The organism is Microbacterium gilvum (assembly GCF_039543865.1).
In the GTDB taxonomy this organism is placed as follows: Bacteria; Actinomycetota; Actinomycetes; order Actinomycetales; family Microbacteriaceae; genus Microbacterium; species Microbacterium gilvum.
In genome coordinates, this window is the sequence record NZ_BAABKO010000004.1 from 410,721 (window position 1) to 425,644 (window position 14,924).

Genomic DNA, 14,924 nt, shown 5'->3' on the forward strand with positions numbered 1-14,924 from the left:
TGTGCCCGCCCGGGAAGCCGGGCGGGCACAGGACGCCGCACGTCCAGGCGCGGTGCTCCCGGGTTCAGATGAGCGCGCGGCCGCCGTAGTCGGCGCCGATCGCCTCGGCGCAGGCGAGCAGGTCGGGCACGAGCTCGTCGACCGACGCGCCGCGCAGATGCGAGGCGTGCACCGAGATGTTGAGAGCCGCGAGCACGTCGGCGCCGCGGCGCACCGGGACGGCGAGCCCCCGGAGGCCGTCGTCGAGCTCCTGCGAGACGAAGCTCCACCCCTGCGCCCCGACCCGTGCGATCTCCGCCCTCAGCTCGGCGGACGTCGAGATCGTGTGATCGGTGAACGGCTGCACCTGCACGCGGTCGAGCAGGGCCGCGCGCGCCTCCTCCGGCAGGGCTGCGATGAGCACGCGGCCCATCGATGTCGCCCACGCCGGGAGCCGCCGACCGACGTTGACGGTGACGGAATGCAGACGCGGCGCCGCGACGCGGGCGATGTAGACGACCTCGTCGCCGTCGAGCACGCTGAGCGTCGCCGACTCGTCGAGCCGGTGGGCGAGCGCCGTGAGGTGCGGATGCGCGATCTTCGGCAGGTCGAGCCCCGCGAGGAATCCCGCACCGAAGTCGAGCACGCGCGGCGTCAGCTCGAACGAGGGGCCGTCCGTCGCGACGTAGCCGAGGTCGACGAGCGTGAGCAGGAACCGTCGAGCGGCGGCGCGGGTGAGGTCGGTCGCCTCGGCGACCTGCGTCACCGTGAGACGCGGCTGGGTCGCACGGAACGCGAGCAGCACGGCGAGCGTCTTCTCCGCCGACTTCACGAAGTAGGCCGGATCGCGGTCGTCGGTCATGTCGTCCTCCTAGCGGCGCGCAGCGGGCTGGCGGCGCGTGCGTTCGAACTGCGCGGCGAGGCGCACGGCGGCGTTGGGCGCCCCGAACCCGTCGTAGCCGCCCTGCCGCTCCACCACCTCGAAGAACATCCTGCCGACGGTCGCGGTGTAGAAGTGCAGGAACGCGCCATCGCCGTCCGTGTCGTACAGGAGGTCCAGCTCCCGCAGCGTCGAGAGCAGGTCGTCGGGGAGCGCGCACCGTGCCGCGAGGTCCTCATAGTAGTTGTCGGGCACGGCGAGGAACTCCATGCCCGCGTCCCGCGCCGCCCTGGCGACGGCGACGACGTCGTCGGTGGCGAGGGCGATGTGCTCGGGATAGCGGCTGGCCGTGTCGAGCACCTGGGGCACGATGTTGAGGGCGAGCCGGATGCCCCCGCTCTCGAGCACCTGGCTGCGCACGAGTCCGACGGGGCTCGGCACCTCCGTCGACGGACGTGAGCGCAGCTGCAGGACGGCGTCGTAGAACAGCACGGACTCGTCGAAGGCATCCCACGGCTGGGCGAGGTTCACGTGGTCGATGCCGCGGATGCGCCCGGCGTCGGCCGTCGGCGCCGAGCCGAACTCGGCCGTCCAGACCGGGTCGTCGGAGGCGGGGGAGAAGAACACGGTGATGCCGTCGGGAGCGGCGACGCCGACCAGGGGCGCCTCGTCGGCGGTGTGATGACGGGGGACGGCGACCCCTTGCAGGGCGAGCGCCCTCTCGAGCGCCCGGTCCGGGTCGGCGCTCTGCACGCCCAGGGCGGAGATCGACGCCGCCACGCCGCGCGCCTGCTGTCCGTTGAGCACGATGCGCGCGTCGCCCTGCGTCCACAGCTGCACGGGCTTGCGGCGATGCTGCCCGCGGAAGGAGAAGCCGAGCTGGTCGAGGAGCTGGGCGACCGCCTCCGGCTCCTCCGTGCGGATCTCCGCGAAGTCGAGCCGGGTCGGTGCAGGTGTCGGCGGGAGCGCGTCGAGCGCCATCCGCCGCGCGGGATCGCCCGTGACGGCGGAGGCCGCCCGGTCCTGCAGCCAGCGGAGCGAACGCAGTCCGTCGCGTGCGGTGGCGACGGCGTCGGACTGCCGGAACGTGTCGTTGAAGATCTCGAGGGACACCGGTCCGTCGTAGCCCGCCCGCACGAGATGCGCGAGGAAGGCCGGAAGATCGAACACGCCCTGACCGGGGAACAGCCGGTAGTGCCTGCTCCACGACAGCACGTCCATGGTGAGGGCGGGCGCGTCGGCGAGCTGGACGAAGAAGATCCGCTCCGGGTCGATGAGCTCGATGCCCGAAGGATCGTCGCCGCGCGACAGGATGTGGAAGCTGTCCAGGCATGTTCCGACGGCGGGATGGCCGGCGAGCTCGACGATGCGCTGCGCATGGCGGTAGGTGCTCACGTACGTGCCCCATGCGAGCGCCTCGTAGGCGATTCGCACGCCGTGCCGCTGCGCGAGCTCGCCGAGTCGGCGGAGCTGGCCGGCGATGACGTCGTCGTCGTGGATCGTGATGGTCGCGACGTTCGAGCACACGAGCATCGTGTCGATGCCGAGACGGTTCATGAGGCGGAACTTCGCCTCGGCGCGCCGCAGGTTCTCCTCGAAGACGTCCTCCGTGACGCCGTCGGCGTCGCGGAACGGCTGGTAGAGGTCGAGCGAGAGCCCGAGCCGCGCCGCGAGGGCGCGGACCTCCTCGGGCGAGAGCGGGGAGACGACGAGGTCCTGCTCGAAGATCTCGATGCCGTCGAAGCCCGCCGCGGCGCATGCGTGCATCTTCTCCTCGAGCGTGCCCGACAGGCAGACGGTCGCGATCGACGTGCGCATCAGCGTCCCTCCTCGATCATCGCGAGGAAGTGCGCGCGCATCCGCTGGGCGTCGGGCTCGCGCCTCGTGAACAGGCGGAACGCGTCGACCGCCTGGCCCACGGCCATCCGCCCGCCGTCGAGCACGCGGCACCCGCGTTCGCGTGCGGCGCGCACGAGCGCGGTCTCGACGGGTCGGTAGACGACGTCGGCGACCCACTGCGCGGGCGAGAGCAGCGCGGGGTCGAAGGGGGTGCCGGGATGGTGGTGCATCCCGATCGGCGTGCACTGCACGACGCCCGTCGCACGGCGGATGGCGTCGGCGTCGGCTGCGCCGGAGACGACGTCCGCGTGGGGGAAGAGGCTGCGCATCGCTTCGGCGAGCGACGCGGCCCGCGCACCGTCGAGATCGGCCACGAGGAGGCGCCGTGCTCCCGACGCGAGGAGGGCGTAGGCGACGGCGGAGCCCGCACCGCCCGCGCCGACCTGCACGACGTCGGACAGGTCGGCGCCGGGGAGGCCGTCGCGCAGCGCTCCCGCGAAGCCGGAGAAGTCGGTGTTGTGGCCGACGGACGCCCCGTCGCGGAGGACGACCGTGTTGACGGCGCCGAGCCGGCGCGCATCGTCGGACAGCTCGTCGAGGTGCGCGAGCACGAGCTGCTTGCACGGGTGCGTGATGTTGAACCCCGTGAACCCGAGGTCGCGACCAGCGCGCAGCAGGTCGCCGACAGCGGAGGGCGCCCGGCCGATGCGGCCGAGGTCGATCGGCCGGTAGAGGTAGCGGACGCCCTGTGCGTCGCCCTCGCGCTCGTGCATGGGCGGGGTGAGGGATGGATCGACGCCGTCTCCGATGAGGCCGACGAGGAACGACTCCTGCAGGGTGCTCACGATTCCGACTCCTTTGCACGGGGGCGTGATGGCGCTACAGTGGAGTGTACGGAATACGTACATGTGTGCGCAATCCGCGCAACTCGGTTCAAAGGAGAACAATGACGAATCACAGCGAGGGCGTGCCGACGGGGACCGGCCCGTCGACGACGACGGTGATCGCCGCGCAGCGCACACCCGTCAAGGCCGCCGTGGCCTCGTTCATGGGCAGCGCCGTCGAGTACTACGACTTCTTCATCTTCGGCTCGGCCGCGGCGCTCATCTTCCCGCACATCTTCTTCCCCGACACCGGCACCTCGGCCTACATCATGTCGCTCGCGACGTTCGGGTTCGCCTACATCGCCCGCCCTGTCGGCGCCGTGTTCCTCGGCCATTTCGGCGACCGCATCGGCCGCCGCAAGGTGCTCATGTTCACGCTCCTCACGATGGGCTTCGCGACGTTCCTCATCGGGTGCCTCCCGACCTTCTCCCAGGTCGGATGGCTCGCGCCGATCCTCCTCGTCTTCGCCCGTCTGCTGCAGGGGCTGTCGGCGGCGGGGGAGCAGGCCGGCGCGTCGTCGCTCACCCTCGAGCACGCCCCCGACGACCGCCGGTCGTTCTTCACGTCGTGGACGCTCACGGGCACGCAGGGCGGCCAGATCCTCGCGGCGATGGCGTTCATCCCCGTCTCCGCGCTGCCCGACGACGTGAAGTACAGCATCGGATGGCGCGTGCCGTTCTGGCTGTCCGCCGTCATCGTCGTCGTCGCGTTCTTCATCCGCCGCACGCTCGAGGAGACGCCCGAGTTCGAGGCCAACAAGCGCAAGAACGAGATCGCTCGGCTGCCGCTCGGCGTGCTCCTGCGCGACCACTGGCGCGACGTGCTGCGCGTCGTCCTGTGCGCGACGATCGCCGCTGTGTCCACGGTGTACGGCACGCTCGCGATCTCGTACGGCAAGGAGGTCGGCGGGCTCTCGGAGACGACCGCGCTGTGGCTCGTCGTGGTCGGCAACGCCGTCGCGCTCTTCACCCAGCCGCTCTTCGGGATGCTCGCCGACCGCATCGGCCGCAAGCCCGTCTTCATCTACGGCGCCCTCATGGCCGCGGCCGTGATGCCGTTCTACCTGCAGTCGATGCAGGTCGACGCGCCCGCGCTGCAGTTCGCCCTGTCGATCCTCGTGTTCTCCTGCGGGTACGCCGCCGCCAACGCCGTCTGGCCGAGCTTCTACGCGGAGATGTTCTCCTCGAAGGTGCGCTTCTCGGGCCTCGCGATCGGCACGCAGCTCGGCTTCCTCATGGCCGGGTTCGCGCCGTCCATCGTCACGGCCCTCGGGGGACTCGGCGAGGACGGCTGGATCCCGACGTCGATCTTCACGGCCGTCATCGCGGTGGTCGCCGCCACGTCGGCCCTCACCGCCCGAGAGACCTTCCGCGTCCCGACGCGCCAACTCGGACTGCGCTGACAGGCACGGGCGGGGCGGCGAGCAGCCCCGCCCGTGCTACCGTCATCCCATGACCTCGCCCGCGACCGCTCCGGTGCTCCCTCCGAGCACCGCCGTCGCGCCCCGACGTCTCCGCGGCCGCCGAATCTAGGCGACACCGCGAGATCTCCGCGCGCCCGCGCGGTCCGTCGACCGGTGTCGCCGTCTCCGGCCCCCGCTCACGGACAATAAGGTAGAAGTCATGTCGTATTCGGTCGCCGTCTCCGGCGCTTCGGGCTATGCCGGCGGCGAGCTGCTCCGCCTGCTCGCCGAACATCCCGACATCGAGATCCGCACGGTCACCGCGCACTCGAACGCCGGACAGCCCCTCATCCAGCACCAGCCGCACCTCCGCTCGCTGTCGCACCTCGTCCTCGAGGAGACCACCCCGGAGAAGCTCGCGGGGCACGACATCGTGTTCCTCGCCCTCCCGCACGGGCAGTCGGGGCAGTACACCGACGCGCTCGGCGACGCCGCGCTCGTCATCGACTGCGGCGCCGACCACCGGCTGACCGACGCCGACGACTGGGCGGCCTTCTACGGGGGAGCCTTCCACGAGCCGTGGACCTACGGTGTGCCCGAGCTCGTCGTGGACGGGGCGAAGCAGCGCGAGCGGCTCGTCGGCGCGGCGCGCATCGCCGCCCCCGGCTGCAACGCGTCGACGGTCGCGCTGAGCCTCGCCCCGGGTGTCGCCGCGGGCGTCGTCGACGCCTCCGACATCGTGAGCGTGCTCGCCGTCGGCCCCTCGGGCGCGGGGAAGAGCCTGAAGACGAACCTCCTCGGCGCCGAGCTGCTCGGCACGGCGAACCCGTACGCCGTCGGCGGCTCGCATCGGCACATCCCCGAGATCCGGCAGGCGCTGCGCGGAGCCGGCGCGACGGGCGACATCCGCATCTCCTTCACCCCCGTCCTCGTGCCGATGTCGCGCGGCATCCTCGCGACGTCGACGGCGCCCATCGCGGACGGTGCGACCGACGCGCAGATCCGCGCGGCCTGGGAGGACGCCTACGGCGACGAGACCTTCGTGCAGCTCCTGCCGGAGGGCCAGATGCCGCGCACGGCCGACGTCATCGGCGCGAACACCGCGCTCATCGGCCTCGCGATCGACCGTGCCGCGAACCGCGTGGTCGTCGTGGGCGCCGTCGACAACCTCGCCAAGGGCACAGCGGGCGCCGCCATCCAGTCGATGAACATCGCGCTCGGCCTCCCGGAGGGCCGCGCACTGACCGTGAACGGAGTGGCGCCGTGAGCGTGACCGCACCCGCAGGATTCGAGGCGGCGGGCGTCGCCGCAGGGCTCAAGTCCACCGGCAAGCCCGACGTGGCCGTCGTCGTCAACCGCGGACCGCTCAAGGTGGGAGCCGCCGTCTACACGTCGAACCGTGCGAAGGCCAATCCGATCCTGTGGTCGCAGGAGGCCATCAAGGGCGGCGCGGTCGAGGCGGTCGTGCTGAACTCCGGAGGGGCGAACTGCTTCACGGGCGCGTTCGGCTTCCAGACGACCCACCAGACGGCGGAGAAGGCCGCCGAGCTCCTCGGCGTCGGCGCGGTCGGCATCCAGGTGTGCTCGACGGGCCTCATCGGCACGGGAGATGAGGTCTTCCGCGCGAAGGTCCTCGACGGCACGGCGAAGGCCATCGCGGCCCTCAGCGCAGACGGGGGCGCCGACGCGGCGCGCGCCATCATGACGACCGACACGGTGCCGAAGACCGCCGTGCACGAGGGATCAGGATGGACCATCGGCGGCATCGCGAAGGGCGCGGGAATGCTCGCGCCCGGGCTCGCGACGATGCTCGTCGTCCTCACGACGGATGCCGTGCTCGACGTGCCGGCTGCCGACGCGCACCTGCGCGCCGCGACGCGCGTGAGCTTCGACCGTCTCGACTCCGACGGCTGCATGTCGACGAACGACCAGGTCACGCTGCTCGTGAGCGGCGCCTCCGGGACGACCCCCGATCCCGAGGAGTTCGCCGCCGCGCTCGCGCGCGTGTGCGCCGATCTCGCGCGGCAGCTGCAGGCGGACGCGGAGGGAGCGAGCCACGCCATCGCGATCGAGGTCGTCGGCGCCGCCAGCGAGGAGGACGCCGTGGAGGTCGGGCGCTCCGTCGCCCGCAACAACCTCTTCAAGGCGGCCATCTTCGGCAACGACCCGAACTGGGGCCGCGTGCTCGCCGCGATCGGGACGACCGAGGCGGACTTCGACCCCTACGACGTCGACGTGTCGATGAACGGCGTGCGCGTCTGCACGCAGGGCGGCCCCGACCGGCCCCGTGAGGACGTCGACCTGTCGACGCGCGACACGCACGTCCTCATCGACCTGCGCGTCGGCACCGCGACCGCGACCATCCTCACCAACGACCTCACGCACGACTACGTCCACGAGAACAGCGCGTACTCCTCATGACACCCATCGACCTCCAGGACACGAGCCCCGAGGAGGCGTCCTTCAAGGCGTCCACCCTCATCGAGTCGCTGCCGTGGCTCAAGCAGTACCGCGACCAGATCGTCGTGGTGAAGTACGGCGGCAACGCGATGATCTCCGAGGAGCTGCAGGACGCGTTCGCCGCCGACATCGCCTACCTCCGCTACGTCGGCATCAAGCCCGTCGTCGTGCACGGCGGCGGCCCCCAGATCTCCAGCATGCTCGACCGGCTGGCCATCCCGAGCGAGTTCAAGGGCGGCTACCGCGTCACGAGCACCGAGGCGATCTCGGTCGTGCGGATGGTCCTCACCGGCCAGATCAACCCGCAGCTCGTGGCGAAGATCAACTCCCACGGCCCGTTCGCCGTGGGCGTCTCCGGCGAGGACGCGGGACTCTTCGGAGGTCGCAGGCGCGGCGTCTACATCGACGGCGTCGAGGAGAGCCTCGGCCGCGTGGGAGACGTCGTGCGGGTCGACCCGACGCCCGTGCTCGACCAGCTCGCGGCCGACCGGATCCCCGTCGTCGCGGGCGTCGCGCCCGATCTCGACAACCTCGGGCAGACGCTCAACATCAACGCCGACGCCGCCGCATCCGCCCTCGCCGTCGCCCTCGGCGCCCGCAAGCTCGTCGTGCTGACCGACGTGCCGGGGCTCTACGCCGACTGGCCCAACCGCGACTCGCTCGTCTCGCACATCAAGGCGGGCGAGCTGCGGGAGATGCTGCCGCGCCTCGAGTCGGGGATGATCCCGAAGATGCAGGCGTGCCTCGACGCGGTCGACGGCGGCGTGCCGACGGCCGCCATCATCGACGGACGGGTGCCGCACTCGGTGCTCGTCGAGCTGTTCACCAGCAAGGGAATCGGAACGGAGGTGGTGGCCTCGTGACCACCTGGCAGGATGACGCGACGCGCGATCTCATGAGCCTCGGCGGGCGCCTCGCGCTGCTCGAGCGCGGCGAGGGATCCTCCGTCTGGGACGCCGACGGGCGCCGCTACCTCGACTTCCTCGGCGGCATCGCCGTCAACAGCCTCGGCCACGCCCATCCCGTGTTCGTCGACGCCGTGTCGCGGCAGGCGGCGACGCTGTCGCACGTGTCGAACTACTTCGCGAGCCCCGCGCAGCTCGAGCTCGCCGCGCGCCTGAAGCGCCTCGCGGGGACGGGCGACGAAGGCCGCGTCTTCCTCGCGAACTCGGGCACCGAGGCCAACGAGATGGCCATCAAGCTCGCGCGTCTGCACGGCGGCGCGACCGGCAAGTCGACCATCCTCGTCCTGAACGGCGCCTTCCACGGGCGCACCATGGGGGCGCTGTCGATCACGCCGAAGGCCGCCTACCGCGATCCGTTCGAGCCCGTGCTGCCCGGCATCACCGCGATCGCCGCGACGATCGACGCCCTCGAGGCCGCGTTCGACGACTCCGTCGTCGCGCTCATCGCGGAGCCGATCCAGGGCGAAGCGGGCGTCGTCCCGCTCCCGGAGGGGTTCCTCGCCCGGGCCCGCGAGCTGACCGCATCGCACGGCGCGCTGCTCATCCTCGACGAGGTGCAGACGGGCTCCGGCCGGACGGGCGACTGGTTCGCCTTCCAGCGCGAGGGCGTCGTCCCCGACGCCGTCACGGTCGCGAAGAGCATCGCCGGCGGGTTCCCGCTCGGCGCGCTCATCACCTTCGGCGCCGCAAGCGACCTGTTCTACCCCGGCACGCACAACTCGACGTTCGGAGGCAACCCGCTCGCGAGCGCCGTGGCGAACGCCGTGCTGGGGCATATCGAGTCGGAGGGGCTGCTGGCGAACGTGACCGCGCGCGGCGCCGAGCTGCGCGCGGGCGTCGAGGGAATGCCGCTCGTCGCCGGCACGCGCGGCGCCGGCCTGCTCATCGGCATCGTGCTGAGCGAGCCCGTCGCGAACGAGGTGCGCCAGGCCGCGCACGAGCGCGGGCTCATCGTCAACGCCCCCGCGGCCGATGTCATCCGCATCGCCCCGGCCTACACGATCGGCGACGACGAGGTGGGGGAGTTCCTGACCCTGTTCCGCGAGGCGCTCGCCGCCGTCGCCACGACCATCCCGACCCCGACGGAGACCCCCGCATGACCCGCCACTTCCTGCGCGACGACGACATCACGCCCGCCGAGCAGGCCGAGATCCTCGACCTCGCCGCCGAGCTGAAGAAGGACCGCTGGACCGACAAGACCCTCGCGGGCCCGCAGACGGTCGCCGTCATCTTCGACAAGTCCTCCACCCGCACGCGCGTGTCGTTCGCCGTGGGCATCGCCGACCTCGGCGGCACGCCGCTCATCATCACGACCGCGAGCAGCCAGCTGGGCGGAAAGGAGACGCCGGCCGACACGGCGCGCGTGCTGGAGCGGCAGGTGGCGGCGATCGTGTGGCGCACCTACGCGCAGAGCGGCCTCGAGCAGATGGCGGAGGGCACGCGCGTTCCCGTCGTCAACGCGCTCAGCGACGACTTCCACCCCTGCCAGCTGCTCGCCGACCTGCTCACGATCCGCGAGCACAAGGGGGAGCTGAAGGGGCTCACGCTGTCGTTCTTCGGCGACGGCCGCAGCAACATGGCGCACTCGTATGCGCTCGCCGGCGTCATGGCGGGCATGCACGTGCGGATCGCCTCGCCGGTCGACTACGCGCCGCGGGAGGACATCGTCGCGGACGCCGACCGCATCGCGCAGCAGACCGGGGGATCGGTCACGCTCCTCACCGATCCGCTCGAGGCGGCGGCAGGTGCCGACGTCGTCGTCACCGACACGTGGGTGTCGATGGGCAAGGAGGAGGAGAAGCTCGCCCGACTGCGCGATCTCGGCGAGTACAAGGTCACTCCCGAGTTCATGGCGCTCGCTGACGACGAGGCGGTCTTCATCCACTGCCTCCCCGCCGACCGCGGCTACGAGGTCGACGCCGCCGTCATCGACGGACCGCAGAGCGTCATCTGGGACGAGGCGGAGAACCGCCTGCACGCGCAGAAGGCCCTCCTCGTGTGGCTGCTGCGCCAGGCGGCCTGACGGCCCGCGTCCGGACCCGTCGGGCGCGGCTCGACGGGTCCGATCGCGCGGCCGGGATCGACCTCGCGCGCGGCATCGCGGTGATCGGGATGTTCGCCGCGCACCTCCTCGACACCGTGCCGTTCGCGTGGGACGACCCCGCGACGTGGACCGACGCCGTCAACGGACGCTCGTCCATCCTGTTCGCGACCCTCGCCGGCGTCTCGCTCGCCCTCGTCTCCGGGGGAGCGCATCCCGTCGCGCGGGAGCGGATGCGGGTCGCACGCGGGCGCATCGCCGTGCGCGCCGTCTGCGTGTGGGCGATCGGCATCGCGCTCATCGCGCTCGACACCCCCGTGTACGTGATCCTGCCCGCGTACGGCATCCTCTTCCTGCTGGCGCTGCCGCTCCTGCGGCTCGGTGCGCCCGCGCTCTTCGCGATCGCCGGCGGTGTCGTGCTCGTGGCGCCGTTCCTGCTGTGGGCCCTGTCGAGCGAGGGCGGATGGGCGACGTCCGTCGGCGAGGTGCTCGTCCAGGTCACGGGCTGGCACTACCCGTTCGTGCTGTGGATCGCGTTCGTGGCCGCCGGCCTCGCGATCGGCCGGACGGCGCTCGACCGGGCGTCGACGGCGCTCTCCCTCGTGCTGCTCGGCACCGCGCTCGCGCTCCTCGGGTACGGTGCGCTCGCGCCCTGGCGCGGGGCCGTGCCGTCGGAAGGGGCATGGGCGTTCGCGCTGTCCGCGGACGCGCACTCCAGCGGCGTCGCCGAGGCGCTGGGGTCGGGCGGCGTCGCGATGGCCGTCATCGGGGTCTGCGTGCTCGTCTGCCGCACCCCGGCGAGATGGCCGCTGTGGCCGCTGCGCGCGGTCGGATCGATGCCGCTCACGGCGTACGCAGCGCAGCTCGTGGCGTGGGCCGTGCTCCAGCCCGAGCCGACGGTGCTGCAGCTCGGCTCGGACCTCGTCGCGTTCCGCGCGACCGACCCGTTCTGGCCGCTGACGATCGCCACGCTCGTCGGATGCACCCTGTGGGCCCTGCTCGTCGGCCGCGGGCCGCTGGAAGCCGGGATCGGATGGCTCTCCCGCGCGCTCGTGCCCGGTCCGATCCACTGAGACCCGTGCCCGCGGCCGATCCCGGCCGACCCCGGCCGGTTCGAGGCCGCGGCGGGCGCCGACTACGCTGGTCGGGTGAGCACAGGCGAGACGCGCGGGACGAACGAGGGCGCCCTCTGGGGCGGACGCTTCGCAGGGGGGCCGAGCCCCGAGCTGCAGCAGCTGAGCCGTTCGACCCACTTCGACTGGCAGCTCGCGCTCTACGACATCCGCGGATCGCACGCGCACGCGACGGCGCTCGAGGCGGCGGGGTACCTGACCGCAGACGAGGCCTCCGCGATGCACGCGGGCCTCGATGCGCTCGCCGAGAAGGTGCGCACGGGAGCGCTGCAGCCGCGGCCATCCGACGAGGACGTGCACGGCGCCCTCGAGACGGCCCTGCTCGACGAGGTCGGCGCGGAGCTCGGCGGACGGCTGCGCGCCGGCCGCAGCCGGAACGACCAGATCGCCACGCTCATCCGCCTGTACCTCATCGACCACGCGGCCGTGATCGCGCGCGAGCTCGTCCAGCTCGTCGACGCGCTCGTCGCGCAGGCGGAGGCGCATGCCACGGCCATCCTCCCCGGTCGCACCCACCTGCAGCACGCGCAGCCCGTGCTGCTCGCCCACCATCTGCAGGCGCACGGATGGCCCGTCGTGCGCGACCTGGAGCGCCTGCGCGACTGGCGCGCCCGCGCCGGGGTCTCGCCGTACGGCGGGGGAGCGCTCGCCGGTTCGACCCTCGGCCTGGATCCGGCGCTCGTCGCGCGGGAGCTCGGGCTCGACCGTCCCGCGGAGAACTCGATGGACGGCACGGCCGCGCGCGACGTCGTGGCGGAGTTCGCGTACATCGCCGCGCAGATCGGCATCGACCTGTCGCGTCTGGCGGAGGAGATCATCCTCTGGAACACGCGCGAGTTCGGCTTCGTGACGCTCGACGACGGGTACTCGACGGGGTCGAGCATCATGCCGCAGAAGAAGAACCCCGATATCGCCGAGCTCGCGCGCGGCAAGTCGGGGCGCCTGCTCGGCAACCTCGCCGGGCTGCTCGCGACGTTCAAGGCCCTCCCGCTCGCCTACAACCGCGATCTGCAGGAGGACAAGGAGCCCGTCTTCGACTCGATTGCGACGCTCGAGGTGCTGCTCCCCGCGTTCACGGGGATGGTCGCGACGCTCCGCTTCGACACCGAGCGGATGGCCGCGCTGGCGCCAGAGGGCTTCTCGCTCGCGACCGACGTGGCGGAGTGGCTCGTGAAGCAGCGGGTGCCCTTCCGCGACGCGCACGAGATCTCCGGCGCGCTCGTGCGTGCGTGCGAGGAGCAGGGGATCGGCCTGGAGGACGCGTCCGACGAGCTGCTCGCGTCCGTGTCGGCGCACCTCTCGGCGGAGGTGCGGTCCGTGCTGTCGATCGAGGGGTCCGTGGCCTCCCGGTCCGGCGTCGGCGGCACGGCGCCGGTGCGCGTCGCGGAGCAGCGCGCCGAGCTCGTCGCGCGCACGCAGGCCGTCGCGCACGCGCTCGGGCTCTGAGGGGCGGGCGCGGCTCCGGCGGCGGCGAAGCGGACGGCTGGTCGACCGCGACGCCCTAGGCTGGAGGGCATGACTGTACCCGCAACCCCCGTTGCCGTGCAGACGAACGATCCCTCTTTCGAGACCATCTGGGATGAGCTCGTCTGGCGCGGCCTCGTGCACGTGTCGACCGATCCGGAGGCTCTCCGCGAGCTGCTCGCGGGCGAGCCGATCGTGTACTACTGCGGGTTCGACCCGACGGCGCCGAGCCTGCACCTCGGCAACCTCGTGCAGCTGCTGACGATGCGCCGCATCCAGCTGGCCGGCCACCGCCCGCTCGGGCTCGTCGGCGGCTCCACGGGCCTCATCGGCGACCCGCGCCCGACGGCGGAGCGGACGCTCAACACCCCCGAGACCGTGGCCGACTGGGTGTCGAAGCTGCAGGCGCAGGTCGAGCGGTTCCTCAGCTTCGAGGGCGAGAACGCCGCGCGCATCGTCAACAACCTCGACTGGACGGCGCCGCTGTCGGCGATCGACTTCCTGCGGGAGATCGGCAAGCACTTCCGCGTCGGCACGATGCTGAAGAAGGACGCCGTCAGCGCGCGGCTCAACTCCGACGCCGGCATCAGCTACACCGAGTTCAGCTACCAGATCCTGCAGGGCATGGACTTCCTCGAGCTCTTCCGTCAGTACGGCTGCGTGCTGCAGACGGGCGGCAGCGACCAGTGGGGCAACCTCACGAGCGGCACCGACCTCATCCACCGGGTCGAGGGGCGATCGGTGCATGCCATCGGCACGCCCCTCATCACGAACAGCGACGGCACGAAGTTCGGCAAGAGCGAGGGCAACGCCATCTGGCTCGACGCCGCGATGTGCAGCCCCTACGCGATGTACCAGTTCTGGCTCAACACCGACGACGCCGACGTCATCGCGCGCCTCAAGGTGTTCACGTTCCTGAGCCGCGCCGAGATCGACGAGTACGCCGAGCTCGTGGCGGCGGAGCCGTTCCGCCGCGCGGCGCAGAAGCGCCTCGCCCTCGAGGTGACGACGACGGTGCACGGGGCCGCGGCCACGCAGGCGGCGATCGAGGCTTCGGAGGCGCTGTTCGGCAAGGGCGATCTCGCCGCGCTCGATGCGGAGACGCTCGGGTCCGCGCTGCGGGAGCTCCCGCACGCCGACGTCGCCACCGGCACGACGGTCGTGGAGGCGCTCGTCGCGACGGGGCTCGTCGTCTCGGCGTCGGAGGCGCGCCGCGCCATCGCGCAGGGCGGCGTGTCGCTCGACGGGGCGAAGGTCGAATCGGACGATGCGACCGTGAGCGGATCGCTGCCGGGCTCGGTCTCGGTGCTGCGGCGAGGCAAGAAGGCTCTCGCCGGCTTGTTCGTCGGCTGACGCCGACCATCCGTGCCGAAGGGCGCGTCTCCTCCAGGAGGCGCGCCCTTCGGCGTATCCGGGGGATGGACGTGGCGGTCGGGGCGGTCGGCGGCATCCGGTGCGTGGCGCGCTCAGCGGTGCGTGTGGTGCAGAGCGGTGCGTGTGTGCGGTGCACTGGCGTGCGTGTTGGGCATCGTCGTGCGTGTCGTGGACCGGTGCGGGTCGCAGGCGCGGTGGGGTTGGTGGGGTGCGACACGCCCGGGGGTGGGTGTGGTTTGCGGGGGTGGGTGGTTCGGCGTAATGTATTCCCTTGTCGCCGCCAAGCGGTGAGGTTGAGCCGGAAGGTTCCCCGCCCCAGGACGATGACATCACATAACACAATCTCTGGTTGCGGTCTTTGGGCTGTGGCTGGGTGGGTGGGTGCCCCGGAGGGCTCGGTCGTGAGGTCGAGGGCTGGGTGCGTCTGATCCTTGAGAACTCAACAGCGTGCACTTGTCAAATGCCAAATTATCCTCGTCTCGGCCTTTATGGTCGGGTTGAG

Annotated in this window: 12 protein-coding genes; 9 read left to right on the forward strand and 3 right to left on the reverse strand. The window is 71.8% G+C overall.

All coding sequences use genetic code 11. The features are described 5' to 3' along the window. Window positions 1-64: 64 nt before the first annotated feature. Genes ABD998_RS13100 through ABD998_RS13110 form a run of 3 tightly spaced genes read right to left on the reverse strand, consistent with a single transcriptional unit; the run spans window position 65 to window position 3,543 of the window. Window positions 65-841, reverse strand: a complete 777-nt coding sequence (locus tag ABD998_RS13100; RefSeq protein WP_345439847.1) for an IclR family transcriptional regulator domain-containing protein — start codon at window positions 839-841, stop codon at window positions 65-67. A 9-nt stretch (window positions 842-850) separates the two neighbouring features. Continuing rightward, window positions 851-2,677 (reverse strand): sugar phosphate isomerase/epimerase and 4-hydroxyphenylpyruvate domain-containing protein, encoded by a 1,827-nt coding sequence (locus tag ABD998_RS13105; protein ID WP_345439849.1) that lies wholly within the window; start codon window positions 2,675-2,677, stop codon window positions 851-853. Then, window positions 2,677-3,543 (reverse strand): shikimate dehydrogenase, encoded by an 867-nt coding sequence (locus ABD998_RS13110; RefSeq protein ID WP_345439851.1) that lies wholly within the window; start codon window positions 3,541-3,543, stop codon window positions 2,677-2,679. The genes ABD998_RS13105 and ABD998_RS13110 overlap by 1 nt, the downstream gene beginning before the upstream one ends. 203 nt (window positions 3,544-3,746) lie before the next feature. Between ABD998_RS13110 and ABD998_RS13115 the strand changes: the two genes are divergently transcribed. The 9 genes from ABD998_RS13115 (at window position 3,747) to tyrS (ending at window position 14,401) form a co-directional block, all read left to right on the forward strand. Further along, on the forward strand, window positions 3,747-4,985 hold the full coding sequence (locus tag ABD998_RS13115) for an MFS transporter (RefSeq protein ID WP_425562985.1): 1,239 nt from the start codon (window positions 3,747-3,749) through the stop codon (window positions 4,983-4,985). A gap of 220 nt (window positions 4,986-5,205) precedes the next feature. Continuing rightward, on the forward strand, window positions 5,206-6,252 hold the full coding sequence (gene argC, locus ABD998_RS13120; protein ID WP_345439855.1) for an N-acetyl-gamma-glutamyl-phosphate reductase: 1,047 nt from the start codon (window positions 5,206-5,208) through the stop codon (window positions 6,250-6,252). Next, on the forward strand, window positions 6,249-7,406 hold the full coding sequence (gene argJ, locus ABD998_RS13125; protein WP_345439857.1) for a bifunctional glutamate N-acetyltransferase/amino-acid acetyltransferase ArgJ: 1,158 nt from the start codon (window positions 6,249-6,251) through the stop codon (window positions 7,404-7,406). Before argC ends, argJ begins: the two co-directional genes overlap by 4 nt. Continuing rightward, window positions 7,403-8,308 (forward strand): acetylglutamate kinase, encoded by a 906-nt coding sequence (gene argB, locus ABD998_RS13130; protein ID WP_345439859.1) that lies wholly within the window; start codon window positions 7,403-7,405, stop codon window positions 8,306-8,308. Before argJ ends, argB begins: the two co-directional genes overlap by 4 nt. A gap of 32 nt (window positions 8,309-8,340) precedes the next feature. Continuing rightward, entirely contained in the window at window positions 8,341-9,510 is a 1,170-nt protein-coding gene (locus tag ABD998_RS13135) for an acetylornithine transaminase (protein ID WP_345439889.1), read from the forward strand. After that, complete coding sequence (gene argF / locus ABD998_RS13140) at window positions 9,507-10,433, forward strand: ornithine carbamoyltransferase (protein ID WP_345439861.1); 927 nt, start codon at window positions 9,507-9,509, stop codon at window positions 10,431-10,433. Before ABD998_RS13135 ends, argF begins: the two co-directional genes overlap by 4 nt. Further along, complete coding sequence (locus ABD998_RS13145; RefSeq protein ID WP_345439863.1) at window positions 10,409-11,524, forward strand: heparan-alpha-glucosaminide N-acetyltransferase domain-containing protein; 1,116 nt, start codon at window positions 10,409-10,411, stop codon at window positions 11,522-11,524. The genes argF and ABD998_RS13145 overlap by 25 nt, the downstream gene beginning before the upstream one ends. A gap of 75 nt (window positions 11,525-11,599) precedes the next feature. Continuing rightward, entirely contained in the window at window positions 11,600-13,030 is a 1,431-nt protein-coding gene (gene argH / locus ABD998_RS13150; protein WP_345439865.1) for an argininosuccinate lyase, read from the forward strand. 69 nt (window positions 13,031-13,099) lie between these two features. After that, window positions 13,100-14,401: a tyrosine--tRNA ligase gene (tyrS, locus tag ABD998_RS13155; RefSeq protein ID WP_345439867.1), complete on the forward strand. Its 1,302-nt coding sequence runs from the start codon at window positions 13,100-13,102 to the stop codon at window positions 14,399-14,401. The last annotated feature ends 523 nt before the right edge of the window (window positions 14,402-14,924 follow it).